Source organism: Flavobacterium sp., from assembly GCF_965277525.1.
GTDB lineage: Bacteria > Bacteroidota > Bacteroidia > Flavobacteriales > Flavobacteriaceae > Flavobacterium.
In genome coordinates this window covers 1,162,179-1,188,705 of sequence record NZ_CBDIDC010000005.1, presented here as the reverse complement: position 1 = coordinate 1,188,705, position 26,527 = coordinate 1,162,179, and the positions used below count along the sequence as shown (strand labels likewise).

Here is a 26,527-nt window from a genome sequence, read left to right as displayed (position 1 = left end):
CCAAAACGGGGCTTATTCAAATTCTTTCTTAGGTAAATAATTTCTAACTTTGTAAAAAACAAAGCAATGATTGATTTTATATACCAAGACCCTTATCCTATTTTAAAGGATGAAACACAGTACCGCAAAATTACTTCTGATTTTGTGAAAGTAGAACAATTTGGAGAACGTGAAGTTTTAACCGTTGATCCAAAAGGATTAGAATTATTAGCTGAAGAAGCTTTAACAGATGTTTCGTTTATGCTTAGAACAACGCATTTGCAAAAACTAAGAAAAATTCTTGATGATCCGGAAGCTACTGATAATGATCGTTTTGTAGCTTATAATTTATTACAAAATGCTTCGGTAGCTGCCGAAGGTCAATTACCAAGCTGCCAGGATACCGGAACAGCGATCGTAATGGCAAAAAAAGGCGAAAGCATCTTTACGGGTGTAGATGATGCAGAATGGCTGAGTAGAGGAATCTTTAATACGTATCAAAAACGTAATTTACGTTATTCGCAAATTGTTCCGATTTCGATGTTTGAAGAAAAAAATTCAGGCTCAAATCTTCCTGCTCAGATCGATATTTATGCTAAAAAAGGAACTTCTTACGAATTCTTATTTATGGCAAAAGGTGGTGGATCTGCAAATAAAACATATCTATATCAACAAACAAAATCATTATTGAATGAAAAATCGATGGATGCTTTTGTTCGCGCAAAAATAAAAGATTTAGGAACTTCGGCTTGCCCTCCTTATCACTTGGCTTTAGTAATTGGCGGAACTTCTGCGGAAGCTAACTTAAGTGCTGTCAAAAAAGCATCAGCCGGATACTATGATCATTTACCAACTACAGGAAATATGGCAGGACAGGCTTTCCGTGATATCGAATGGGAAGAAAAAGTACAACAAATCTGTCAGGAAAGTGCTATTGGTGCTCAGTTTGGCGGAAAATATTTTACGCATGATGTTCGTGTCATTCGTTTGCCTCGTCACGCAGCTTCTTGTCCTGTTGGATTAGGGGTTTCTTGCTCTGCTGATAGAAATATCAAAGGAAAAATCACCAAAGACGGAATATTCGTAGAACAATTAGAAGTAAATCCAAAGCAATTTTTGCCAGAAACAGCTCCGCATTTAGAAGCTCCTGTAGAAATTGACCTGAATATGCCAATGGCTGATATTTTAGCTAAATTGACGCAATATCCAATTAAAACACGTTTAAAACTAAACGGAACTGTAATCGTAGCCCGTGATATTGCACACGCAAAAATCATGGAACTTTTAGAAGCGGGTAAACCAATGCCGGAGTACTTTAAAAATCACCCTGTGTACTACGCCGGACCGGCAAAAACCCCGGAAGGAATGGCTTCGGGAAGTTTTGGACCTACAACTGCGGGACGTATGGACGTTTATGTAGATGAATTTCAAAAACACGGCGGAAGTATGATTATGCTGGCAAAAGGAAACCGTACCAAACAAGTTACAGATGCCTGTCATAAATACGGTGGGTTCTATTTGGGTTCTATTGGTGGACCAGCAGCAATTTTAGCTCAGGACAATATCCTGAAAGTTGAAGTGGTTGATTTTGAAGAATTAGGGATGGAAGCCGTTCGTAAAATTACCGTTAAAGATTTCCCGGCTTTCATCATTACAGATGATAAAGGAAATGATTTCTTTGAGAATTTATAAATTTAGTCGCTAAGGACTAAGTTCCTGAGTTATTAAGCTTTTTATACAAAAACCGCCCTGATGAGCGGTTTTTTGTATTTATATACTTTGTACTTTGTGTAAATCTTAGCTCCCGATAGCTATCGGGATTGCGGTTAAATTTCAAGCAACTTCTTTCTCGAAGGCAATGAAATGTGTCAATTGTCCTTTTAAGTTAAAAACCGGAGCACCATTGATTTTACATTTATACGTTCGGCCGTCTTTTCTGTAGTTTTCGATTGTCTTTTCAAATGGAAGCTGCAATTTGATCGCTTCTCTAATCTCTTTTAAAACAGTTTCAGAAGTTTCTGGTCCCTGAAACATCTTTGGTGTTTTACCAAGCACTTCTTCCTCTTTATATCCTGTCATTCGCCTGATTCCGCTTGAAGCAAAAACAATCTTTAAATCAAGATCTGTGACCACTACAACTTCTTCTTTAATCCGTTGTTCTATCTCCAGGTCTTTTTCATTCCAGGTGAATTGACTCGAAATTTTATTTACTTTTTTCAAATCAGCAAAAATAGCTTTCAGCTCATTCAAATATTCATAATGAAAATCCCATGCTAAAATAGGCACTGAATTACGATGTGAAACGTCATCAAAATTAGCTTTTTTCATTTTAAAATAATTTAAGGTATAAAATCCCGCCTCAAAGGTAGCGGGAAAATTCATCACAAAACCAAATTCTCTTCTATTTAACGATTGTTTAATACTGACTAAAAAGCAAATTTTAACTGAACAATGACTGCCTTTTTCTCTTCCGTATTCAAATTATTGAGTGAAATTCCGAGTAACCGGACCGAATCTTTCATACGTTCCTGATACAGCAATTCTTCTACTGTTTCGAGAATCAGGCTTTTATCTGAGATAAAATACGGTAAAGTTTTACTTCGCGTTTGTTGGGTAAAATCACTGTATTTTATCTTTAATGTTACCGTTTTACCTGAAATTTTATGCTTTTTCAAACGTCTTTCAAGTGTTGTTGCAATCGCATCCAATTGTTCCAACATAAAAATTTCAGACGTTAAGTTAACATCAAAAGTATTTTCCGCTGCCACTGATTTGGTGATTCGGTGTGATTTTACCTCGCTATTATGAATCCCGCGAACTACATTGTAATAAAAACCACCTGATTTACCGAAATGCTTTTCCAGAAATTCCATCGATTTACTCTTAAGATCAGTTCCGGTAAAAATTCCCAATTGGTACATTTTTTCTGTTGTCACTTTTCCCACTCCATAGAACTTCCTGATGGGTAATTCTTCTAAAAAAGCTTCTACTTCATCAGGGTTTACCGTTTTTTGGCCATTTGGTTTGTTGACATCACTAGCAATCTTGGCTACAAATTTATTGATCGAAATTCCCGCCGAAGCCGAAATACCAACCTCATTCAAAATTCGCAGTCTAATTTCCTGCGCCAATAAACTCGCACTCGGATTTCCTTTTTTATTCTGGGTTACATCCAGATAAGCTTCGTCAAGCGAAAGCGGTTCTACCATATCGGTATAATCATGAAAGATTTCATGAATTTTACCGGAAATCTCTTTGTACCGATCAAATCGTGGACGTACAAAAATAATTTCCGGACAATATTTCTTGGCCAGAACACCACTTATAGCACTTCGTACGCCAAACTTACGCGCTTCATAACTTGCTGCCGAAACTACTCCTCTATTCTCTGAGCCTCCAACAGCAACAGGTTTTCCGCGTAAAGCAGGATTATCCATTTGCTCTACCGAAGCATAAAAAGCATCCATATCAATATGGATAATTTTTCGATATACAGGCGTTTCAGACATATTACAAATTTAAACAGGAAAGCATGAATATGAGATGAAAATAATCATAAAAAAAAGCTACAGTTTTTACAACTATAGCTCTTACAATTATCTGTAATAAAAATATTTTAAAATTCTATTCTAAGTCCAACTTGATTTGAACTTGCTATCAATGTAGTTTTTGGAGCTGGCTTATCACTACTTGCCAAACCACCATTATACTTTTCTATGGCAGATCTGATCTTTTTAGGATAACCTATCTTAATGGGTATTGAAGCAATAATCATAGCACCTCCAATTATAGCTGCAGTCATATTTGTTCTTTCTGATTGCACTGACGGATAATATCCATTACCAGGATATGTTGTTGTTATGTTATCGGAATTCAATCCAACAATCAAATTTGTAGCTACAAGTCCCAGACCTCCATAAAAAAGTACATTTCCCCATGTTTTTTTACTTCTGCCGGAATTATAAAGTGCTAAGGCTTCGGTATTGTTTTCTAATAATTGTCTAACTTCATTTGAAGTTACTTTTTTATTTTCAAAATTATAAACCCTGCCTCCGTTTTTATAAATAAGTTGTTGAGAATAGCTTGTTAGCATTAGCAGGAAAAATAAAATACTTAGGTTTCTTTTCATGATTGGTTTCTTTGGTTTTGGTTTTATTTTTTAAATTTAATAGTACTATTTTCCAAAATAATAGTTCATCGTCGCAAAGATTATCAACTTAATGACCACAAACAAATCATTTTCTTTATTTTTGTAACTCTACACGAAATAAAATAAAATGCGAACATTTGTTATAGGCGACATACATGGCGGACTACTCGCGCTTGAACAGGTGATGAAAAAAGCCGAAGTTACTACCCAGGATACTCTTATATTTTTAGGCGATTATGTTGATGGATGGAGCCAGTCTGCAGAAGTAATCGATTATTTAATTAATTTGAAAAGCAAACAAAACTGCATTTGCATTAGGGGAAATCATGATCAGCTGGCCTTAGACTGGCTTGAAGACAGACGGGAAGATTTTGATGAAGAAATGTGGTATAAACATGGTGGAAAAGCAACTGTCGAAGGATATTCTAAAATTTCTCCTGAGAGAAAAAGAGAACATATTGCTTTTTTTGAATCACTACAAGACTATTACCTTGATGATGAAAATCGCCTTTTTGTACATGCTGGTTTTACAAATCTGAATGGTGTGGTTTGGGAATATTTCCCAAAGTTATTCTATTGGGACAGAACACTTTGGGAATCAGCGCTTGCCTTAGACCCCAACCTAAAACCAGATGATTTATATTATCCTAAACGTTTTACTATCTATAAAGAAATATACATTGGGCATACTCCGGTTACCCGAATTGGAAAAACAGTTCCGGTACAAAAAGCTTGTGTCTGGAATGTAGATACGGGCGCTGCTTTTAGAGGTCCTTTGACAATTATGGACATCAATACAAAAGAATTCTGGCAAAGCGATCCGTTAAATGAATTGTATTCTAACGAAAAAGGTAGGAATTAGTCCATAAAGAGCTATTTTTGCATTTTTTAAAATAATTAATATTTAAGTTTATGAAAAAGGTTATTACACTTTTGTTTTTAGTGTCATTTGGATTCACACAAGCGCAACAAGCTTTTAAAGGAAAAGGAGATGTTAAGGTTAACGTTGGTGCTAACATACAAGATGGTGGTTCAGGAATCCAGGGTTCTGTTGATTTTGGTTTAGGCGAAAATTTCTCTTTTGGTTTTGTTGCTAATTACTTATTAGGCGTAGATAATTTTAATGGTTTTTACCACGGTAACCCAACTCCTTATAATGACTATAAACCGGACTTTAGTGATCGTTTTGATGCAAAAGCCAGAATTAATGCTAATTTAAGCAGTGTTATTGGTGTTAAGGAATTAGATGTATATCCAGGTTTAAGCCTAGGTTTACACAATTTTGGCGGACACGTTGGTGGTCGTTACTTTTTTACTGACGGATTTGGTGTTTTTACAGAAATTGGATTTCCAATCGCGAAATACAGTAATAATGATGGTGTATTCGATCACTTAAACAATCAGACTACTTTTAGCTTAGGAGCTTCTTTTAATTTGTAAGCATTGCATAATAATCAATCATAAAAAAAGCATTCATCGAAAGGTGAATGCTTTTTTTATGATTGATAAACTTGAAAATCAGCTGTCATCCTTAGCGAAGTCGAAGGCTTGCAAATTGCAACTGGGCTTCGACTTCACTCTCAGCCTGATAAACAAAAAACTCCTCTTAAATAATTTAAAAAGATCTAATACAACTGATTACTTACTAAGTAAAATACTCCAGTCAGCTCCGCTATAAATTTTATGTTTATTTGAGAAACTTCCCTGATTTACTGCCAATGAAAAATTCAAAAGGCTATTAAAGTAACACACGTCAGTACCAACGGGAACTTCTCCAAAAGTATGTACCAGTTTTAGTTTTCCTTCATACGCTTTTTTAGTTCCGTTGAAAATCTGGATTTTAACCATATCCCCAGCTTTTATATCTAAATTAGCAAATGTCTTTTTGTCGATATTGGTCCAGACATTTCCGTATTGAATATCTAAAATTGGAATTCCTCCTTTGATAATTCCTTTTTCGAAAACCGGTTTTTGATACTCGATTTTCACCACTTCATTGGGTAATTTAGGGCCAACCTCTTCGAAAGTAATTGTTTTTGATGCTAAACGAGCACCCGTAAAGGCATAAACATCGCGACCATGAAACGTATACGATTCGTTTGAATTCTGACGACGGTTTTTTACCTCATCGATTTCACGAATTTCCTGAATTCCCAATTGTTCTGCAATAAGGGTCAAAGTTCCGTTATCCGGAGTTACAAAGTAATGGCCTGATTTTGTCAATAAAACAACAGAGTGTCTTGCTGTACCAACTCCCGGATCACAAACAGATACAAATACAGTTCCCGCAGGATAATATTGTGCAGTTTGAGACAAACGATACGCCGCTTCCCAAATATTAAATGCCGGGATTTCATGCGTTACATCAAATATTTTAATATCAGTCGAAACTCCCATTGCAACCCCTTTCATAGCAGATACTGCCCCATCTTTCAATCCAAAATCTGATTGAAAAACCAATACATTATTTTGTGCGAAACCGGTAAATGTTATAGCACACAAAAAAAGTAATAAACGTACTTTCATTTTTTCTCTTTTTAAATTTTCAGCAAAGATATTTCATTAAATTCAAAAATTGACACCAAGAACTTATAAAAAACAAGATTTTATAAATCGATTTTGATTATTTACAATTACATTTGCATTTTATTCAATAGCCTATATAAATACTAGGAAATTAGCTTTCCATTTCTATTGAAGTAAATATTACGTCATACACAAAACCAAACTTATCAATGAGAAAAAAACTAAAAATTGTCATAACCGCAATTCTTACTTTATCAAGTACTTTGTTTTTTGCACAAAATCACGAGATAAAAGGAACCATCACGAATGAAAATGGAAACCCGTTAGAATTTGCTACTATCCTAATCAAAGGAACTCAAAATAATACTATAACTGATGCTTTAGGAAAATTCACCATAACATCTTCAGCAAATACCCCAACACTTATTGTATCTTTATTTGGGTATCAAAAGAAGGAAGTCCTTGCAAAAGATCATTTTATAGAAATACAATTGGTATTAGAGAATAATAGTCTGGATGAAATTGTAGTTGTAGGAAGCAGAAATCCCAACAAGAGTAAATTAGAAACTGCTGTTCCTGTTGATGTTGTGAATCTGGCTAAAATCAGAAATACCACTCCACAAACTACGACAAACGATATATTAACGTATTTGATCCCATCATTCAATTCAAACAGACAATCATCCGCAGACGGAACGGAGCATATTGACCCGGCTTCATTAAGAGGTTTAGGCCCTGATCAGGTCCTGGTTTTGATAAACGGAAAAAGAAGACACACAACTTCATTAGTAAACTATCAAAATACGGTTGGAAACGGTTCTGTTGGTACCGATTTAAGCGCGATTCCTGCCTCGGCCATTAAACGAATTGAGGTTCTTCGCGATGGTGCAGCTGCACAATACGGTTCTGATGCGATTGCAGGTGTGATCAACTTGGTTTTAAAAGACAATGCAGGTTTAGAAGTAAATGCTACTTATGGTTCGACATCAAGAAACGATGGTCAAACTACAAACATGAACTTAAATTACGGTGCAAAAATTGGCAACAAAGGCGGTTTCATCAATTTAACAGCTGAATTCAACGATCGCCAAAAAACAAATCGTTCACAGAACAATAATCTGATTATTTTTGACCAATCGGCTGAAGGCAATTTCTTCGCTTATGATTTTGCTGATAATCCGGCGCAATCGCGTCAGATTGATGATAATTTATTAGCTCAAAACGGGTTGAAACGTGACGATTTTAATTTCCAGATTGGAGATGCAAAAATTCAGAATCTTCAGGGTTTCTTTAATGCATCGATTCCGTTAAACGACCAAATCGAGTTTTATGCAAACGGAGGCGTGAGCCACAGAGAAGGAACAGGTTACGGCTTCAGACGTTTGCCAAGTGAAACTGAAAATGTGGTGGCTTCTATTTTCCTTTTCGGGTTTCAACCGGAATTAAACTCTGTTGTAACGGATCTTTCTTCTTCAGTTGGTTTTAAATTTAAATTTGGAGAATGGAAATTGGATGTAAGCAATACTATCGGAGAAAATAAATTTATTTATGAAGTATCCAATACCAACAACGTTTCCTTAGGCGATAATAGCCCAACTGATTTTAAAGCCGGAAATCATTCTTTTTTACAAAACACGGTAAATGCAGATGTTTCAAGATTGTATAAAGATATTTTTCATGGTTTGAATGTTGCTTTTGGAGGTGAATATCGTTTTGAAAAATACAAAATTGTTCCCGGTGAAGAAGATTCTTATATCGATGGAGGGGCACAATCATTCCCTGGATTTTCTCCTTTGAATGCTGTAAACGAAAACAGAAACAGTGTAGGTGTTTACGCCGATGTTGAAGCTGATCTTACAGAGAAATTATTGATTGGAGTTGCCGGTCGTTACGAGGATTTTACCGATTTTGGAAATACCATAAACGGAAAATTATCTGCCAGATATAAAATCCTTGACAATCTTTTTGTTCGTGGGGCTATTAGTTCAGGTTTCAGAGCACCATCCTTACACCAACAGTATTTTAATAATATTGCAACAGATGTTGTTGACGGACAAATCCTGAATTCGGGAATTTTTAGAAATGATAGCCAGGTAGCGAAAGAACTTGGAATACCCAAATTAAAAGAGGAGACTTCCAGAAATTACAGCTTTGGAATTGTTTATTCTCCAACCAAAAAATTACATATTACCGCTGATTACTACCATATCAGAATTGACAACAGAATCATCCTTACAGGAAACTTAGGAAATGATGCTTACGGAGATCCTGTTCCTGCCCTTCGTGATTTGTTTGCACAATACGGCGCTCAAACCGGACGTTTTTTTACCAATGCCATCAACACTACTACAAACGGAGTTGATGTGGTTATTGACTATGATATGAATGTTGGACCGGGAAAAATGAATCTTTCGTTATTATACAATTACAATGCAAACAAAGTTGATGATAAACTGAACAACATTCCGCCTTTATTTGTTGGCCAGGAAGATGTATATTACGGACCTCAGGAAAGAAGTCTGATCGAAACCAATACGCCGAAACACAAAGGAACTTTTGCAATCAATTATAGTTTAACCAAATGGAATTTCTTATTAAGAAATACGTATTTTGGTGAAGTGATTCGTGATGGATTTCCTTTTGGAGGCATCCAGAAACACAACGGAAAAGTAGTTACAGATATGACTGTTGCTTACAAAATAACTCCAAAAATTCAGATTGCTTTGGGAGCAAACAATTTATTTGATATTTTCCCGGACAGACAAATTTATGAAAACAGTTATTACGGAGTTTTCAAATATGCACCGGTACAAATGGGAACTACGGGAGCTTACTACTTTAGCCGCCTGAGTTTTACTTTGTAGTCTGGTTTACCGCAAAGAATACATTTTTTTATACGAATTTAATCACCACCAATTTTAATAAAAAAGCCTCGCAAAATATTGCGAGGCTTTTCGTTTTTACTAATTCAAATTTTATTTTTTAGCAAATTTCTTAACGATTCTTTTACTGCCGTTATTCAATTCGATGATATAAACTCCGGTAGTTAATCTGCTTACATCGATTGGACTTCCGGAAAGTTCTCCCGTAGTCACTTGTTGCCCCAATGTATTTGTAATTCTGAATGTATATCCTGTATTATCCAAAAACGAAATGTTTAGTTCTTCTGCAACTGGATTTGGATATAATGCAAAACTTGAAGTTTCAGTTGTCTCAATTAATCCCGCAGCAATTTCCTGAGTAACAATTGCTCCTGAAGCCGTGATATTTATCGAATAATCTTCGACTTGTCCGTAAGAGAAAGTCTCACAAGATGTTGGAATTGCGTTGTATTTCATAGAAACCCTAAGTCTGGTTGTTCCAAGAGTTGCTGTTGCAGGAATTGTAATTGTTCCCGTTGCAGTAGTTCCCGTAGAGGCTGCTTTTGTAAAAACTGTTTCGCCGGAATCTGCAAAATCACCATCCTGATTATAATCTATAAAAACTGCATATCCTTCACTATAAACAGAAGAGGTCCAACTTGGCGTAATAGTTATCGTATAAGCTGTTCCTCTTGCCGCATTTGTCGAAATGCTAGTATAGTTTTCATAACCTGTAGTTCCGGTTGAAGTATTGTTTATAGTTCCAAATACCACTTTACTAATTCTTTCGTCAGCAGTACTGTTCCCCTGAGAAGTACAATAAGCAATAGTAGCTGCCGTAGTGGTCACATTTACAGCATTACTTGCGGCTGAAAGATTTCCTGCGGCATCTTTGGCTTTTACCGTAAAAGTGTAAGCTGTTAGCGCAGTTAATCCTGTTACGGTATAACTTGTAGTCGTAGAAGAACCTTTTAGAGTTGTACCCTGATAAATGTTATATCCTGTTACGGCTACATTATCTGTAGAAGCTGTCCAGGTTAGATTAGTTGTTGCACCTGTTGTCCCGGAAGCAGCAAGAGATGTTGGAGCTGTTGGTGCAACTGTATCTGTTGATGCTACATAAGCGGCACCTACACCAACGGCATAAAATGCATTAGTCGTTGCAATAACTTCAGCAGAACCTGCACCATACAAATCAATAGCAGATTGTATAGCACCAGTTCTTGCATTAGCATATGTTGAGTTAGCCGTTAAATACACGCTTTCTAAACGATAAGCAATTTTAGCAGCTTTGTCAATTGTAATACCGGTTACGTTATATACGCTTCCAATATCATTTGTTCCGGATTTACCAACTGATAAAATATAAAACCAGTGATTCAAAACACCCGAATTCGTATGAACACCACAATAGTCATTACTGCTTGTTGGCGTACAGCTTACGTTTACCCAATAAGTTCCTCCGTAAGTATCCGGTTGCCCTTCAGAATTTGGATCACTCATGGATCGTAAAGCAAGATGTCCTGATCTTCTTTCGATATCTTCACCAATTAGCCAGGTAGATTTCGTTGGTGCTGCAGCATATTCAATACAGGCTCCCCAAATATCTGACAATGCTTCATTCATCGCGCCGGATTCTTTTTGATAGGCCAGGTTTGCTGTATAGGTACAAACCGCATGTCCTATTTCGTGCCCCGCAACATCAATAGCCGTTAAAATGTCAAAATAAGTTCCGCTTCCGTCACCGTACGTCATTACACTACCATCCCAATAGGCATTATCATAGGCATTACTATAATGCACATAGCTTTTTATAATAGCACCTGCATTATCATAACTATTTCTGCCATGTACTGTTGACCAATAGTCATACGTTTTTTCAGCTCCCCAATGCGCATCTAATGCACCATTATCTTTATTAGTATTGTTGTATTCTGCCGCTGTCCAGTTATTATCAGCATCCGTAAAATTTACTGCAGCGGTGTAACTGGTTCCTTTTTGCATGTTGAAGGTGTTGATACCTAAACCTCTTGTGGCGTCCGCCAGTCTGTAAGACGACCCACTCAAAGTAGTTTGTATGACTTGCGTTCCGCTGTAACGTGTGGCTGCATTTGCCGCCACAATAGCCATTTTGGAATTAGAATCCCCTTTTTGATTTACTGAATTTATTTTAGCAGATTTTGATTTACCTCCATGGCTGTATTCTCCAAGATGTTTTATCGTGGCATTATAAAATAATACTTTTCCATTTTCGGCATCAATGTATAGATCTCCACGACTTAATGGATTTGTGGCATAAATATCAAATTTATAAGCCAGTCGTACCTGATCGCTTTTTCTTTCTTGTCCCTGTTCTTCCATATTTGGTAACAGGACCAATTCGCCTTTTGGTTTTTCATACCCTAACGCAGCAGCATCTTCCGGGGTTTCCCAAAGGTATTGTTTGGCTCCTGTGTGAGCAACCGCTTTCGCAAAAGCAGCCTGGCTCGATAATTTAGGAGTCGTTTTTACATTTTCAAGAGCATAAAATTCCCCATTCATCGAAGTCACTTTTCCGTTTTTTGAATGTAATGTATAATTGGCAAATTCAACTTTGACACCTTGTTCATACAATTGGAATTTTTCATGTGTAAAACCTTCTTTATCTGATTCTACTTTAATTTTCGAAAAAGACTGATTGTCCTTTAAGCCCAATTGTTCTTTAAAGACGGTATTGTAATCTGTTTCTTTGTAACTGGATTTATCACTAAAAGTGATTAAGCTGGGTTGTCCGTTTTCTGATACATTTTTTTGACTCACCCTTTTGTCTGTACTTTGGGCAAATCCTGCTACTGAAAATGTAAGAATGACAACCGTTGATGCCATAATTTTTGGTAATTTTCTTTCCATAATTAATTTGTTTTTGATTTTGGTTAAAGGATTACAAATAAAATATTTAATGTAAGTAAATACTCTATTTTGAAATAAAAGTATTTTAATTATGTTATATAATCGCCAAAAATTGCCATTAATCGATAAAATACAACTTCTTTTACTTAAAATTCATTTTTATTTAACAAATTGTAATAATTTCACAAAAAAAGACCTCAAAAATTAATTATACTACTGATTAACAATACATTAATCACTAAAAAACAGTTGAGATGCCGATTTTACTGGAAAAAATAGCCTGCCCGAAATCTTAAAATATTCCTACAAAAAAAGGCCGGCCTTTTAAAAGCCAGCCTTAATAGGTTCTTTAGAAAAAAGTAAGAATCTATCTTAGATCCATTTCCGGAATATCTCCTTCGATAATTAGATTTGCTTCCGTTGAAGCTATAATATGTTCCACAGAAATACCTGGTGCTCTTTCTAAGAGCTTAAAACCCTTTTCTGTCACTTCGAGAACTGCTAATTCAGTTACTACCTTTTTAACGCATCCTACGCCTGTTAATGGTAAAGTACATTTTTTTAAGATTTTAGATTCACCTGCTTTATTCACGTGCATCATAGCAACAATGATATTTTCGGCAGAAGCCACTAAATCCATTGCTCCTCCCATTCCTTTTACCATTTTACCCGGAATTTTCCAATTGGCAATATCTCCGTTTTCTGAAACTTCCATCGCACCCAAAATCGTTAAATCGACTTTCTGGCTGCGAATCATTCCAAAACTGAAAGCGGAATCAAAAAAACTGGCTCCCGGCAATGTCGTAATAGTCTGTTTTCCGGCATTGATAATATCTGCGTCTTCTTCTCCCGCAAAAGGAAAAGGTCCCATACCCAAAACACCATTCTCACTTTGAAACTCTACGGCAATATCCTCTCTGACATAATTCGCGACCAAAGTTGGAATTCCAATTCCGAGATTGACAAAATACCTGTCTTTTACTTCTTTTGCAATACGTTTTGCAATATCTTCTTTTGTTAACATAGTTTTTTAATGTGTCAATTTGGAAATTAGACAATTAGACAATGCTTCACTTTGGCAATCTGACTCATTCTCTAATTATCACATTTTCTAATTCTCTAATTTCTTTGTCTTACTGTTCTTTGCTCGATTCTTTTCTCAAATTTCTCGCCCTGAAAAATACGCTGTACCATAATTCCCGGAATATGAATTTGATTTGGATCTAAAGTGCCCACTGCAACCAATTCTTCTACCTCGGCAATCGTGATCTTAGCTGCTCCTGCCATACAGGCATTGAAATTTCTGGCTGTTCCTTTAAAAATAAGATTTCCGGCTTCGTCACCTTTCCAGGCTTTTACAATCGCAAAGTCGGCTTTGAATGCTTCTTCCATGATGTGCATTTTTCCGTTGAATTCACGCACTTCTTTTCCCTCAGCAACTTCAGTTCCATAACCTGCCGGCGTAAAGAAAGCAGGAATTCCTGCTTGGGCTGCACGACAACGTTCGGCTAATGTTCCTTGTGGAGTCAACTCAACTTCAAGCTCACCGGAAAGCATCTGACGTTCGAACTCAGCATTTTCACCAACATAAGACGAAATCATTTTTTTGATCTGCTTTTTCTGCAAAAGCAATCCTAAGCCAAAATCATCAACTCCGGCATTGTTCGAAATACAGGTTAAATCTGAAATTGTTGTATCGACTAATGCAGCAATTGCATTTTCAGGAATTCCGCATAAACCAAAACCACCAAACATAAGAGTCATCCCACTTTTAATTCCTGTTGTAGCTTCGTGAACGTTATTTACTTTTTTTGTAATCATAACAAAGGGTCTTTATTATCGTATATTTTTGATAAAAATAAGATTTTCAGATTAAATTATAACGATTTCGTAATGATTTTATTTTTGCATATTTAATTCTTTGCAATATGTATCTATTCACCCATTTTTATTTCATGTAGATATATCTCGTAGAGATTAAATGTCAGTAGAAAATATATTGTTAGGAATATTTTTGTCCCGTAGGGACTATACGCGCTCAATTTCTATTAATAAAGGTGTAGTCCCTATGGGACATTCTGGTAGATGGTGTCATGATTCCTATCGATATTTAACTCCTAGCGGAGTATAGACGGCGGAGTATAGAAGTATATTTTGTAACAGTCTTAAAATAACCATCTATTCCAAAAAAAATCCTTTTGTTTTCTTCTAATTACAGAAGATCACAAAAGGATTTTTTTATTCTAAAACTAAACTTAAACTACAATTCGAATTCGTCTGTATTTTGTTCTGTTGCGGTAGTATCTTTTACTTTTGGAGCACTGTAACAATCTACTTTTATAGAAAGATTTGCAGGTCGCTCAAACTCTGATTTCGAAACCTGAAGTCCCGGATCTGCATAACAAAGTTTCATAAAGTAGCCCCAAATTGGCAATGCAGCTGTTGCACCTTGTCCGTAAGTTAAACTTTTAAAACGTGCTGAACGATCTTCACAACCCACCCAGACTCCTGTCACCAGGTTAGGAACCATTCCCATAAACCAACCATCAGACTGGTTTTGAGTTGTTCCTGTTTTACCTGCAATAGGATTTCTGAACATATAAGGATATCCTGTCCAACGGTTATCTCCACTTCCACCGCCTTGCGTACGTAAACGAGCACCAGAACCGGTTTCAGTAACCCCTTCTAATAATTTGATGACTGCAAAGGCAATATCTTTATTTAAAACGTCATGAGATTCCGGAATTGGCTCATAGATAACCTCTCCGCTTTTATTCTCGATACGACTTAAAAATTGTGGTTTTACATAAACCCCCTGATTTGCAAATGTACTGTAGGCAGCAACCATATCTTCAACCGTAATATCAACAGCACCCAATGCAATAGAGGGTTGTGCGGGAATTTCAGTTTTTACTCCTAATTTATGCGTCAATTCAACCACAGCTTCCGGCCCTACACGATCTATCAATTTTGCAGAAATGGTATTGATCGAATTGGCCAGACCTTGTTTCAATGTAACCATGCCGCGGTATCTATTATCAGAGTTTCTTGGTTCCCAATCCGCAGTAACATTATGACGCCCTTTGTGGATCATAAATGGTCCGTCAAGGATTGAATCACAAGGAGACATATTCAATTGTTCAATAGCTGTTGCGTAAACAAACGGTTTAAAAGTAGAACCTACCTGTCTTGCTCCCTGCCCAACGTGATCGTACTGGAAATATTTATAATTGATTCCACCAACCCATGCTTTAATGTTTCCGGTTTGTGGCTCCATTGCCATTAAACCAGATTGCAAAAAGTGTTTGAAATAACGAATTGAATCCAGAGGAGTCATTACTGTATCGCGTTCTCCTTTCCAGGTAAATACACGCATTTTTGTTTTTACTTTGAAAGAAGCAATGATATCATCCTCACTTTTATCCATATCTTTCATAATAGCCCAACGCGTAGAATTTTTCATCGCCTGCATCATGAGTCGATCCGTTTCTGCCTGAGAAATATTTACAAAAGGTGCGTTTTTATTGGTCTTCTGTTCAATAAAAAACTGTTGTTGCAGGTTTTTCATGTGTTCAGAAACAGCTTCTTCAGCATGTAACTGCATTCTTGAATCGATAGTGGTATAAATTTTCAGACCATCCTTGTAAATATCATAATCAGAACCGTCTGGCTTTTTGTTTTCTGATACCCATTTTTTCATATAATCACGAAGATATTCTCTAAAATAAGTAGCCGTTCCTTCACGATGACTTTCCAATTTGAATTTTAAAGCGATTGGTAAAGCCTGCAATCTCAATTTCTCAGCATCAGTAATCATATTTGCTTTTGCCATTTGGGAAAGCACAACGTTACGACGATTTTTTACTCCTTCGGGATTACGAACCGGATTGTATAATCCTGAGTTTTTGAACATTCCGACTAGAATAGCCGATTCATCCATCGTCAAATCTTTCGGATCTTTAGAGAAATACGTTTGTGCTGCGGAACTTACCCCAACAGAATAATTTCCGAAATCATAAACGTTGCAATACATCGCCAGAATTTCGTTCTTGGTATACTGTCGTTCCAGACGAATAGCAATAATCCATTCTTTTATTTTTTGTACAATCCTGAACGGAAGGAATTTTGATCCTTCTCCGTGAAATAATTGTTTTGCCAACTGTTGTGTCAATGTACTCGCTCCACCATTAGTTCCTAAACTAAAAACTGCTCTAAGAGTTCCGCGTCCGTCAATCCCCGAATGGTCATAAAAACGAGCATCTTCGGTAGCAACCAAAGCTTCGACTAAACTCTTTGGTAAATCAGAATATTTAAGTTGTGATCTGTTGGTTTTAAAATATTTACCAATTACTACTCCATCAGATGAAATGATTTCTGTAGCCAAATTAGAATCCGGATTTTCTAAATCTTCAAACGAAGGCATAGAGCCGAATAATCCCCATGAGGCAAATAAAAAGAAGGCTAAAATACCCAGCAAGGTATACGCAAAAATTCTCCAGAATTTCTTTTTATAGTAGTTAATATCTTTGGTACTATTAGGTTGATTGTTTTTCTTGGTGGCCATATAACTATTTTTCTAATCTTTTTGTTCTATTCTAAAACCTACATCTGTAATACCTTCTAAAGCCTGAACGCCAGGAATTTTCCCTGATTCTCTAACGGCTTGTTTGATGTGTACTTTGTATTTTCCTTTAAACTTTACATCTTCTTTGTAATAAAGTTTACTTTCTTTTATGTCAGTAAAACCATTACCCAACAAGGTTCCGTCCGGCTTTGCCATTTCATATTCTAAAGTATCTACTTTTGTGAAACCACTTGGTGTTTCAATAGCCACAATTAAAAACAAATTTTTGAACGGATAATTGTTATTGTCCCTCAAATTTATAAATAAATTGTATTTTTTGGTCGAATCTAAAACCGGCAGATCGAAGGTTACTATGCTGTCTTTGTTCCAGGCACTTCCAACAGATTTATACTCATCGAATACTCTTTTTTTATCACAAGAAAAAAGAAGTATAGCTACCAAAAGAAGAATCCCACTATTTTTTATTCTCATTTTTAGTAATAATTATAGGTTTTCTAGGTTCAGCCGCTTTATTATCATTCGAATTGTTGTTCGCTTTATTCGACTGATTTGGCTTGTTATTATTCGGTTTGTTTCCTTTATTCGGGTTTCCATTTCCGGCAGGTTTATTTTGATTTGAAATTACCGGCTTGTTTTGATTTGGAGCTGCCTGAGGTTTGTTTGGAGTTGCCACAATCGCTGCTTCAGCATTTGGTTTGCGTTTGCGATTTGGCTTTTTCTTTCTTTTTGGCTGGTCAAAACGCGTTAAGCTTTCCTGACCCATTGCATTATTAAAGTCTTTTTCAGGCTCTGAAGTTTCTTCGATAGCAAAATCTTCTAATGAAGAGACTTTATTTTTCTGTTTGTTTTCGGCAATAATCTCTTTGACCTGATCAATTTTTAAAACATGCCAGTTTGCAAAATTATTCGTGTAGGCAAACCACATTAATCCCTTAAAAATATCTTGTTTCTGACAGATGGCATCTCCTTTTTCAGTCACTAATTTAGTGTCATAATCCGGAAAATCCTTCAAGGCATCCATGTAGGTGTCAAGCTCATAGTTCAGGCAACATTTTAATTTTCCGCATTGTCCGGCTAGTTTTTGCGGATTCAGTGAAAGTTGTTGGTAACGGGCTGCTGATGTGTTGACACTTCTAAAATCGGTCAGCCAGGTCGAACAGCAAAGTTCTCGTCCGCAAGAACCAATTCCACCTAAACGTGCTGCTTCCTGACGGAAACCCACTTGTTTCATTTCGACTCTTGTACTAAATTCTTTAGCAAAATCTTTAATCAAAAGTCTAAAATCGACCCTGTCGTTTGCGGTGTAGTAAAACGTCGCTTTAGATCCGTCTCCCTGAAATTCAATATCAGAAATTTTCATTTCTAATTTATGCTGAATTGCTAATTCACGCGCACGAACTTTCATTGGTTCTTCGCGATCACGTGCTACAGACCAGATATCAATATCTTTTTGAGATGCTTTTCTATAAATTTTTGGAATTTCGTTACTTTCATGGTTTACTCCTTTTTTCTTCATTTGAATTTTTACCAATTCTCCTGTAAGAGTAACAATACCAATATCGTGTCCCGGTGATGCAACAGTTGCTACAATATCACCAATACTTAAAGTTAATTTTTCTGAATTTCTAAAAAATTCCTTACGTCCGTTTTTAAAACGAACCTCAACACAATCAAAAATTGCTTCTCCATTAGACGGGCTCATGTTCGAAAGCCAGTCAAAAACCGTCAGTTTATTGCAGCTATCGGTGCCGCAAGTCCCATTATTTTTACAACCCTTAGGTGCACCACCATCAGAAGTTGAACAACTTGTACATGCCATAATTTTATATGTAGTGTTGCAATTAATGCAACTTAAGTTCTTAAAAAGATTAATGTGTAAAGATAGTATTTTTTTTAGTTTGCTTTTTAACGATTAAAACTAAAGGGGTGTTAAATAAAAAAACGCCCTTTGTTCGTTAAAAAACAGGTTTTTAATGACCAATTTTCGACCTGAATCGTATTAAAATTAGTTCAATAATGCCCTAATAAAAAACCTTATTTTGTTAGTTTTATGGCTTTCGCTGTCCTATTTATTTTCTTTTTTTAAACTACATTTATATATTTTACGTTTTAATCTTCACAGATACTTTTTTTTATTCCACAAATTCACATAATTAAGTTTTATCTTTCATTTTCATAATTTTTTTTCACATGTCTACACAAAACAAAATAGAAGAGTATATTTTTCAGGGCAATTTAGATGCTGCCAGAGAAGCACTTAAAAACGGGGAATCGTTTAATGAGCACTATCTTAAAAACAATTTTTCGCAAATAACGGCCAAAATTTTTAACGCAAAGGCCATTGATTTAATAGAGGCTTTAATAAAAGCCGGTTTTATTGAAACTGATATTTATGAACTGGACAATTTTGACAAATCCATTTTTAGTACTGTTGTACGGGATTTAAAAGGTGACGACGAAGCTGTTTCTTTTTTTAAAGCCCTGATGTCAAAAATGGATAATATTAATGATGAAGTCAGCGACCAGACCTTACTAGGATATTGCATTGAGAAAGGAGCTGCCGTAGCCATTATTAAAAGTCTGATTGAAGATTTTGGCTGTAATACCCAGTTTAAAAACAATGCAGGAGAAAATTTGATTTACCGCGTTATAAACATCTATGGTTTAGATTCAGAAAAAGGAGTCGCATACATTCGTTTATTACTGGAAAACGGCCTTGATATTAATGAAAAAAATATCGTTGGTACAACACCCTTACTTTGTGCAGTAAAAAAAGTCAAAAAAGAATACATTCCAATATTGCTCGACAATGGCGCAGATGCGAATGAAACAGACAACCTCGAAAACAATGCTTTTTATTATGCTGTTGCCGAGCAATCTTCTTATGAAATCTATGATCTTTTAGCTGCCGCTTTTACAGCCAATTTCAACATCATCAACAAAGACGGAAGAACGTTATTAACAGAATACATCCGATCGATGTCGCATTCAGAAAGCAGTTTGAAATTTTTAGAAAGATTACTATCCGATGGTGCCGATCTCAATTACTGCGCTCAATATTATGGAAAACCAAAATCAGGACTGGATTATATTGCAGAAAAAAAAGCCACCATCCTAAAATCTGTATTGGATACTTCCTCTATTGACCTCAACGAACAGGATAATGAAGGCAATACGTTATTGCATAAAGTATGTGATTACAATGTAAATTACGATGCCGAAGCTGCAAAAGAAACCTATAGAAAAGTAAAGTTATTACTGGAAAATGGTGCTGATAAAGACATTACCAATGATAAGGACGAAACAGCACTTATGCTTGCCTCAGGAGATAACCTGAAAATAAAAACAGTCGAACTTTTAATGAAATCCTAACAACAAAATTTATATTAAAAAATAGCAATATATGTCCATGTCATTTATAATTGCCTGCGAAAATGGCAACAGAAAAATAGCCGAATTACTGCTTCAGAATAAAGAAGTTGATGTAAAATATACCGATGAAAAAGGAAGAACAGCTCTGCATTATGCCGCTCACAGAGGATATCTGGATATTGTAAAACTATTATGTGAAGATGGTGCCGATATCAATTATGAAGATCATCAAGGAGAAACGCCTTTGTTCTTTGCCTTTTTGCAAAAGCAAAAACAAACCGCACTCTATCTTTTAGAAAATGGTGCAAAAATTGAAATTAACGACAAAAATGGCAATAGTCTTTTGCATTTAACGGTTCAGACCGCACAAGTTGAGATCGCTTCAAAATTATTAGAAGCCGGGATCGATGTCGATCTTTTGAACAACAATGGCGAAACACCTCTTTTAATAGCTTCCGGAAAACAAAACCGCGAAATCATACAATTGCTTTTAGACAAAGGTGCCAACATTAACACTACTGACAAACAAGGAAATACTCCTTTGATTTTTGCCTGTTATACTAAATCTTTACCAATGGTGACGTTGTTGCTGGACAATGGCGCAGATATTAATCACATGAATCACGCTGGCGAAAATGCCCTGTTGATAGCCTGTTACGAAACCAACAGAATGCTGGCCAAATTATTAGTAGAAAGAGGTGCTGATGTATTTACGTCAAACAATAGCGGTCATTCACCAGTTTGGTATGCCTGCAGCAACAATCAAAAAGAAATTGTGAGCTTATTTTTAGACAATGGGGTCGATGTAAACTTTAGTAAACCAGTAGCCGAAGATACCTCATCGATGAATGATTACCTGGATTGGGTAGTTAGTGCAACCAATATAGCAGTCGATTCCAGTTTTACACTTAACAGCAGTTACAGTTATGGTGGCGAAAGTCTGTTGCATATTGCCACAAAAAAAGGCAATCTGAGTATGGTCAAACTGCTTATCGAAGCAGGAGCAAACATCAACATACAAGATGAATCCGGAAACACACCTTTGCATTACAGTGCGGCAAGCGGCAAAAAAGATGTGGTAAAATATTTACTTGAAAATAAAGCCGATGCTACAATCGTAAATGTAAAAGAACAAAAAGCCATTGATTACTCGAATGTAAAAGGATTCAATGAAATTACGGAACTAATTCTAAAACATGCCCCGTCCGGAACCGTTGTAACACCAATTAAAACAGCTGCAACAGAAGAAAACAACAATACAGCAAGTTCTATGGAAGGAAAGAAAAAAGCTTTATTAGATCTTAAGGAACTTTTAGATGCCGGTATTTTAACTACCGAAGAATTTGAAGCAGAGAAAAGTAAAATTCTAAAAGGGTAAATAAAACTGCATTTCTTATACTTAAATATTTGATTAACAAAATTTTACAAATAAACTTCAAAATGAAAAAAAAATTAAACAGTGCATTAGTATTAATAGCAATACTTACAGGAAGTATGCTTTTTACTTCTTGCAACAACTACACACCAGAAAAAACTTTTGAAATAGCAGTACTAAACTCCAACCTCTTATCTAGTTTTGGCAGCACGCAAATCAATCGCCAGTTAGAATCTGAGCCACAGGTTTATGATGATGCCACTAAAAAAATGATTCCATCCTCCTACTATGATTACTTTCAATTTCAAATAACCGAGTTAGAAAAACGATACAAAACTATTGCCGAAATAAAAGAGGACGATGATAACAGGGAATTACTTGCTGCATCAAAAGATCTTTTTAGTTATGCAATAGCCAAACAAAAAGAAGGTTACTTACCCATTGCTAAGATGAAAGATGAAAAAGTCCCGGCAGATCAAATACAAACAGCAATCGCAGATTTTGATGCTTCTACTGACAAGGATATTAATACCAAATTTACTGCATTAATGAATGTCGCAAAAGCATACATTAAAAAGCACAACATTAATGCAAAAGTGGGTAATTAACACATATCAAAATAATAATTTCTGATGTGGCTAAAGTTGAAGTTGAAATGGATTTAAAACACTTAAAATCAACACGCGTTTTACTGAATTTTAACTAAAAAAATCAACAATAAGGACATCAAAAATTAAAAAGCCTATTCTGTTCACACAAAATAGGCTTTTTAAAATTTTATTTCAGAGGAAATTTATCCTAAAATCTTATATATTTTATCCGATAATCTGATTCTGAAAGGCACTTCAAAAGTCACTTTATCCCCAATTTTTGCAGTTTTAGTTTCTGCTCCGTTCACGATCATTTTCTCTAGAGTCAATTCCTGATTTCCTGTTGTTGGTCCTGAAATTAAGATTGTATCACCAACGTTTAATTCCTGGTTTTCAACAGTAAAAAGTCCAACTTGCGCTTTTACATAATAATGTTCCGCTTTACCTATAAGTGCTTTTTTTACTTTTATTTTCTGACGGATATCAAGTGGCTTTTCGGCTGCAGCCAAAGCAGTATCTGCTAAATCTCCGGAATGTTTGAATTTTAAGTTCTCCGATTTTCCTTTTCTGAAAACTTTATTTCCAACCTGCTTTCCAGTTCTTAAACGAACCTGATCAACCAAAGGCATGTGTATAACATCAAGACATTCTGTAGAGCAACAGTTTTCCATTGCCGCCTTACATTCATCACACTGAATAAACAACAAATGGCATCCATCATTCTCGCAATTCGTATGGTTGTCGCAAGGTTTTCCGCATTGATGGCATTGCGAAATAATATCTTCTGTAATTCTTTCGCCAAGACGATTATCAAACACAAAGTTTTTTCCGATGAATTTGCTTTCAAGACCTTCTGCTTCAATTTGTTTCGCGTAATTGATGATTCCGCCTTCTAATTGAAACACATTTTTAAAGCCCTGATGTTTAAAATAAGCGCTCGCTTTTTCGCAACGAATTCCACCGGTGCAATACATGACCAGGTTTTTATCTTCTTTATGGTTCTGAAGCTGATCGTTGATTATTGGTAAACTCTCTCTAAACGTTTCAACGTCGGGAGTAATAGCACCTTTAAAATGTCCCACTTCACTTTCGTAGTGATTTCTAAAATCTACTACAATCGTATTTGGGTCATCCAGAATCTCATTGAATTCCTTGGCTTTCAGGTGAACGCCTATATCGGTTACATCAAAAGTTTCATCGTTCAAACCGTCAGCAACGATTTTATCACGTACTTTAATAGTCAATTTCAAAAAGGAGTGGTCATCATGTTCTACCGCTTCATTCAAACGAATGCCTTTCATGAAATCATATACTTCAAGAGTAGCTCTAAAAGCTTCTAAATTTTCTTCAGGAATACTCATCTGAGCATTTATTCCTTCGTGGGCAACGTAGATTCGGCCTAAAGCATCGAGCTTGTTCCAGGCTACAAATAAATCATCGCGAAATTTTTTGGGATCTTGAATTTTGGCATACGCATAGAAAGACAACGTTAGTCGTTGTTTACCGGCATCATCGATCATGATGGCTCTTTCTTCTGCGCTTAAAGTGTTATACAGTTGCATGCTATAAACAGTTTTTAAGTTTAGAAATTATTTTTTTGAAAGTGCAAAAGTAAGGAAAAAGGTTCAGAGTTGCAAAGGTTCATAGGGACAAAGGTCCTAAGATGCTAAGTTGCTAAGGTTCTAAGTTAAAAACTAAAGTTCTTAGTAGTTCAGATTTTAGTTGGATTAGCTTCAAATAAAAAAGACTGCCTAAAAATAGACAGTCTTTAATATAACTTAGAATCTTAGTTACTTAGAACCTCAGCAACTTAATTAACAAAACTCGTTAAACGCATCTTGCAAGTTCTCAGCAATTAATTCAGCCGGACGACCTTCGATGTGGTGACGCTCTAACATGTGAACCAATTCTCCGTTTTTGAACAAAGCCATAGATGGTGATGATGGAGGAAAAGGAAACATATGTTGTCTTGCAGCATCAACAGCTTCTTTGTCAACACCTGCGAAAACTGTGATTAAGTGATCTGGTTTTTTAGCGCCTTCTAAACTCATTTTTGCTCCCGGACGTGCATTTCTTGCAGCACAACCACAAACAGAGTTTACAACAACTAAAGTGGTACCTTCAGCTTTGATAGCGTTATCTACAGCATCAGCACTATGTAAATCTTGAAAACCTGCAGTAGTCAATTCAGCCTGCATTGGTTTTACCATTTCTTCTGGATACATATCTCTTTATTTTTAAATTTTACTTTTGATCTGCAAAGTTACAAAGTTTACTCGCAACAACTTAATTTCAGGTATAAAGTTTTGTTATAGTTCGATTGATATTTTATGATTTTAGGAATGGCACACAGATTTGTCGGATTTAAGCTGATGAACACAGGTTTTTAATTTAAATTTATTCAAATAAAAAGATTAAAAAATCTGTTATAATCTGCAGAATCTGTGTGAAACAAAATTTTTCACTTAAACATCACCCGAAACAAAGCTTTGATAAATGGCATTTTAGGACATTTTAAAATGACTTTAAGATCTTCAATTAAACTGGTTTCTTCATCTAGAAATTTAAAAATCAAGCCAGGATTTCCTTTTTTGAACATTGAAGAAAAAATAGCACTTCCCAACTCATTATGACGATATAGAATATCTAAAAGTAATAAATCATAAAACCAGAATCGCCTTTTTTTATGAAACTTTGTCATTTTCAGCGATCCCGAAACTTCAGGAGAAGAATGAAGAAACGCAACCAATTCAGATGATTTTTTATCTGAATTTCTGAATGTATAACCCGTACTTGCTTTTGTCCACCCACCGGCTGTGCCAATATTCAGAACACGTTTGGTATTTTTTTTCCAAAAAGGATAACACGTCATTGGAATACTTCCCTGCTCCTTTTCTGTAATTTGATATTGATCAGTGCCCAGATTTCTTAAATAGATTTGAATCTCATTTTCGTATTCTTCTTTTTCGAGAAGATTTTCAGAAAACAATGTATATTCCACTAAAGCTTCGGTTTTAGAAATAGGTAAAACATACATAAATCGTGTATTTCCTCTTTGCTCTACCGAAAAATCCATGAAAGTGGCCTGGTCAGGATTGAAGATTTCTTCTTCGGATTTTACAAACCAACCCACAAAATGCTGTTGCAGCACCGGATATTTAGCTTGACTTAAAGCAAAAGCTTGGGTATAAATACTGTTGAATAAATAATCACAAGTATAGCGATTGGATTCTGTCCCTACAAAAACATGGGTTTCGAGTTCATTGATATCCGTTACTTTTTCGTTCAAAAAAGTAACATTTTGATGTTTTGAAAGTGTTTCAAAAACAAAATTGTAAAAGTCTAAACCTCGAATCTGATTGTATTCATAAGGTTTCAGGTCTAAATCACGTTTAAAATCCTCATTGGCAAACCAAGCCGAATCCCATTTTTTGGATATAACCGAATTCCAAAGCGTTTCTTCTTTTGCCCAAAAACACCAGGTTCTGTCGTTGGTTTTCTTAGCATCTTCGTCTAATAACAAAATGGATTGATCCGAGAATTTTCCGGATAACACCATTTTATAAACGGTCATCAAGGCTGATAAACCTGTTCCTGTAAAGATATAATTGAAGTGTGGGATTTGTGAAGAAGCCATCTTCAAAAATAAGAAAATTTATTCTTCCAATTTTTCTAAAACAACTTTAAAATCCTTCGGGTTAAGATAGTTGTTGTATTGTAGGATAATCTCTCTCTTTTCATTCAGAACACACAAAACCGGATATACAATTTGATTATTCATCGTTCCTAACTGCAAAGCCAGTTCATGAACGCCGACATTATTTCCAGATGGTTTATATTTAAAAGTCTGATTATTAAACGCAATATCCCGTTTTTCTTCGGCATTAAAATCAATAAAATAGAAATCAGCATTCAGTTTTTCGATGATTTCCTGATTTTTAAAAGTCGTTTGCTTCATTCTTTGGCAAAACTGACACCAATTGGTATGAATAAAAACGATTATTTTCTTCTTTTGAAGATGTTGCAAACTATCAACTTCCTCAAAAGATCTGCTTTTAAGTTGACAGAATCCCGTTGAAGTAAATGCTAAAAAGATGATTAGAAATAGCTTTTTCATTTGTTTTGTTATTATAAAAAAGTTTGCCACGAATTCCACAAATTATCACGAATTAATTAGTGAAAATTTGTGCAATTCGTGGC

At 35.6% G+C, this 26,527-nt stretch carries 21 protein-coding genes; 7 read left to right on the top strand and 14 right to left on the bottom strand.

Going from position 1 to position 26,527, the window contains the following annotated elements; translation table 11 throughout:
* Positions 1-66: 66 nt before the first annotated feature.
* Positions 67-1,671 (top strand): fumarate hydratase, encoded by a 1,605-nt coding sequence (locus ACQY44_RS13475; protein ID WP_428230850.1) that lies wholly within the window; start codon positions 67-69, stop codon positions 1,669-1,671.
* A gap of 141 nt (positions 1,672-1,812) precedes the next feature.
* Here the strand turns inward: ACQY44_RS13475 and ACQY44_RS13470 are convergent, their stop codons facing one another.
* The 3 genes from ACQY44_RS13470 to ACQY44_RS13460 all read right to left on the bottom strand — a co-directional run bounded on the left by ACQY44_RS13470 (position 1,813) and on the right by ACQY44_RS13460 (position 4,108).
* Positions 1,813-2,307 (bottom strand): PAS domain-containing protein, encoded by a 495-nt coding sequence (locus ACQY44_RS13470; protein WP_428230849.1) that lies wholly within the window; start codon positions 2,305-2,307, stop codon positions 1,813-1,815.
* A gap of 98 nt (positions 2,308-2,405) precedes the next feature.
* Entirely contained in the window at positions 2,406-3,488 is a 1,083-nt protein-coding gene (dinB, locus tag ACQY44_RS13465) for a DNA polymerase IV (RefSeq protein WP_428230848.1), read from the bottom strand.
* A 107-nt stretch (positions 3,489-3,595) separates the two neighbouring features.
* The gene (locus tag ACQY44_RS13460; protein WP_428230847.1) at positions 3,596-4,108 is read right to left on the bottom strand and encodes a hypothetical protein; all 513 of its coding nucleotides are present in this window, start codon (positions 4,106-4,108) and stop codon (positions 3,596-3,598) included.
* A 148-nt stretch (positions 4,109-4,256) separates the two neighbouring features.
* Between ACQY44_RS13460 and ACQY44_RS13455 the strand changes: the two genes are divergently transcribed.
* Positions 4,257-4,991 (top strand): metallophosphoesterase family protein, encoded by a 735-nt coding sequence (locus ACQY44_RS13455; protein ID WP_428230846.1) that lies wholly within the window; start codon positions 4,257-4,259, stop codon positions 4,989-4,991.
* 50 nt (positions 4,992-5,041) lie between these two features.
* A complete protein-coding gene (locus ACQY44_RS13450; RefSeq protein ID WP_428230845.1) occupies positions 5,042-5,569 on the top strand; it encodes a DUF6646 family protein in 528 nt (175 codons plus the stop codon).
* A 198-nt stretch (positions 5,570-5,767) separates the two neighbouring features.
* Here ACQY44_RS13450 and ACQY44_RS13445 read toward each other — a convergent pair whose 3' ends face one another.
* Entirely contained in the window at positions 5,768-6,655 is an 888-nt protein-coding gene (locus tag ACQY44_RS13445; protein ID WP_428230844.1) for an SAM hydrolase/SAM-dependent halogenase family protein, read from the bottom strand.
* A 209-nt stretch (positions 6,656-6,864) separates the two neighbouring features.
* Here ACQY44_RS13445 and ACQY44_RS13440 point away from each other — a divergent pair, with 209 nt between their 5' ends.
* Positions 6,865-9,519 carry a TonB-dependent receptor gene (locus ACQY44_RS13440; protein ID WP_428230843.1) on the top strand — a complete coding sequence of 885 codons (2,655 nt, stop codon included), beginning with the start codon at positions 6,865-6,867 and terminating at the stop codon, positions 9,517-9,519.
* A gap of 111 nt (positions 9,520-9,630) precedes the next feature.
* Here ACQY44_RS13440 and ACQY44_RS13435 read toward each other — a convergent pair whose 3' ends face one another.
* From ACQY44_RS13435 to ACQY44_RS13410, 6 genes are all read right to left on the bottom strand, one after another.
* Positions 9,631-12,405 (bottom strand): M4 family metallopeptidase, encoded by a 2,775-nt coding sequence (locus ACQY44_RS13435; RefSeq protein WP_428230842.1) that lies wholly within the window; start codon positions 12,403-12,405, stop codon positions 9,631-9,633.
* Between the two features lie 367 nt (positions 12,406-12,772).
* Positions 12,773-13,429: a CoA transferase subunit B gene (locus ACQY44_RS13430; protein WP_428230841.1), complete on the bottom strand. Its 657-nt coding sequence runs from the start codon at positions 13,427-13,429 to the stop codon at positions 12,773-12,775.
* A gap of 95 nt (positions 13,430-13,524) precedes the next feature.
* Positions 13,525-14,226: a CoA transferase subunit A gene (locus ACQY44_RS13425; RefSeq protein WP_428230840.1), complete on the bottom strand. Its 702-nt coding sequence runs from the start codon at positions 14,224-14,226 to the stop codon at positions 13,525-13,527.
* Between the two features lie 439 nt (positions 14,227-14,665).
* Positions 14,666-16,969, bottom strand: coding sequence for a penicillin-binding protein 1A (locus tag ACQY44_RS13420; protein WP_428230839.1), 2,304 nt, complete (start codon positions 16,967-16,969; stop codon positions 14,666-14,668).
* A 12-nt stretch (positions 16,970-16,981) separates the two neighbouring features.
* Positions 16,982-17,461: a gliding motility lipoprotein GldH gene (locus tag ACQY44_RS13415; protein ID WP_271333958.1), complete on the bottom strand. Its 480-nt coding sequence runs from the start codon at positions 17,459-17,461 to the stop codon at positions 16,982-16,984.
* On the bottom strand, positions 17,445-18,809 hold the full coding sequence (locus ACQY44_RS13410; protein ID WP_428230838.1) for a PSP1 domain-containing protein: 1,365 nt from the start codon (positions 18,807-18,809) through the stop codon (positions 17,445-17,447). Before ACQY44_RS13410 ends, ACQY44_RS13415 begins: the two co-directional genes overlap by 17 nt.
* Positions 18,810-19,180: 371 nt before the next feature.
* Between ACQY44_RS13410 and ACQY44_RS13405 the strand changes: the two genes are divergently transcribed.
* The 3 genes from ACQY44_RS13405 (at position 19,181) to ACQY44_RS13395 (ending at position 22,345) form a co-directional block, all read left to right on the top strand.
* Positions 19,181-20,362 (top strand): ankyrin repeat domain-containing protein, encoded by a 1,182-nt coding sequence (locus ACQY44_RS13405; RefSeq protein ID WP_428230837.1) that lies wholly within the window; start codon positions 19,181-19,183, stop codon positions 20,360-20,362.
* Positions 20,363-20,393: 31 nt separating this feature from the next.
* Positions 20,394-21,740, top strand: coding sequence for an ankyrin repeat domain-containing protein (locus ACQY44_RS13400; protein WP_428230836.1), 1,347 nt, complete (start codon positions 20,394-20,396; stop codon positions 21,738-21,740).
* 62 nt (positions 21,741-21,802) lie between these two features.
* Positions 21,803-22,345, top strand: coding sequence for a hypothetical protein (locus ACQY44_RS13395; protein ID WP_428230835.1), 543 nt, complete (start codon positions 21,803-21,805; stop codon positions 22,343-22,345).
* 185 nt (positions 22,346-22,530) lie between these two features.
* On the opposite strand, the gene ACQY44_RS13390 is transcribed toward ACQY44_RS13395, so the two are convergent.
* The 4 genes from ACQY44_RS13390 to ACQY44_RS13375 form a co-directional block, all read right to left on the bottom strand.
* A complete protein-coding gene (locus ACQY44_RS13390; protein WP_428230834.1) occupies positions 22,531-23,889 on the bottom strand; it encodes a rhodanese-related sulfurtransferase in 1,359 nt (452 codons plus the stop codon).
* Positions 23,890-24,141: 252 nt separating this feature from the next.
* Positions 24,142-24,552: a BrxA/BrxB family bacilliredoxin gene (locus ACQY44_RS13385; protein WP_428230833.1), complete on the bottom strand. Its 411-nt coding sequence runs from the start codon at positions 24,550-24,552 to the stop codon at positions 24,142-24,144.
* A gap of 236 nt (positions 24,553-24,788) precedes the next feature.
* Positions 24,789-25,964 carry a lycopene cyclase family protein gene (locus tag ACQY44_RS13380; RefSeq protein ID WP_428230832.1) on the bottom strand — a complete coding sequence of 392 codons (1,176 nt, stop codon included), beginning with the start codon at positions 25,962-25,964 and terminating at the stop codon, positions 24,789-24,791.
* Between the two features lie 18 nt (positions 25,965-25,982).
* Positions 25,983-26,444 (bottom strand): thioredoxin family protein, encoded by a 462-nt coding sequence (locus tag ACQY44_RS13375; protein ID WP_428230831.1) that lies wholly within the window; start codon positions 26,442-26,444, stop codon positions 25,983-25,985.
* Between the last annotated feature and the right edge of the window lie 83 nt (positions 26,445-26,527).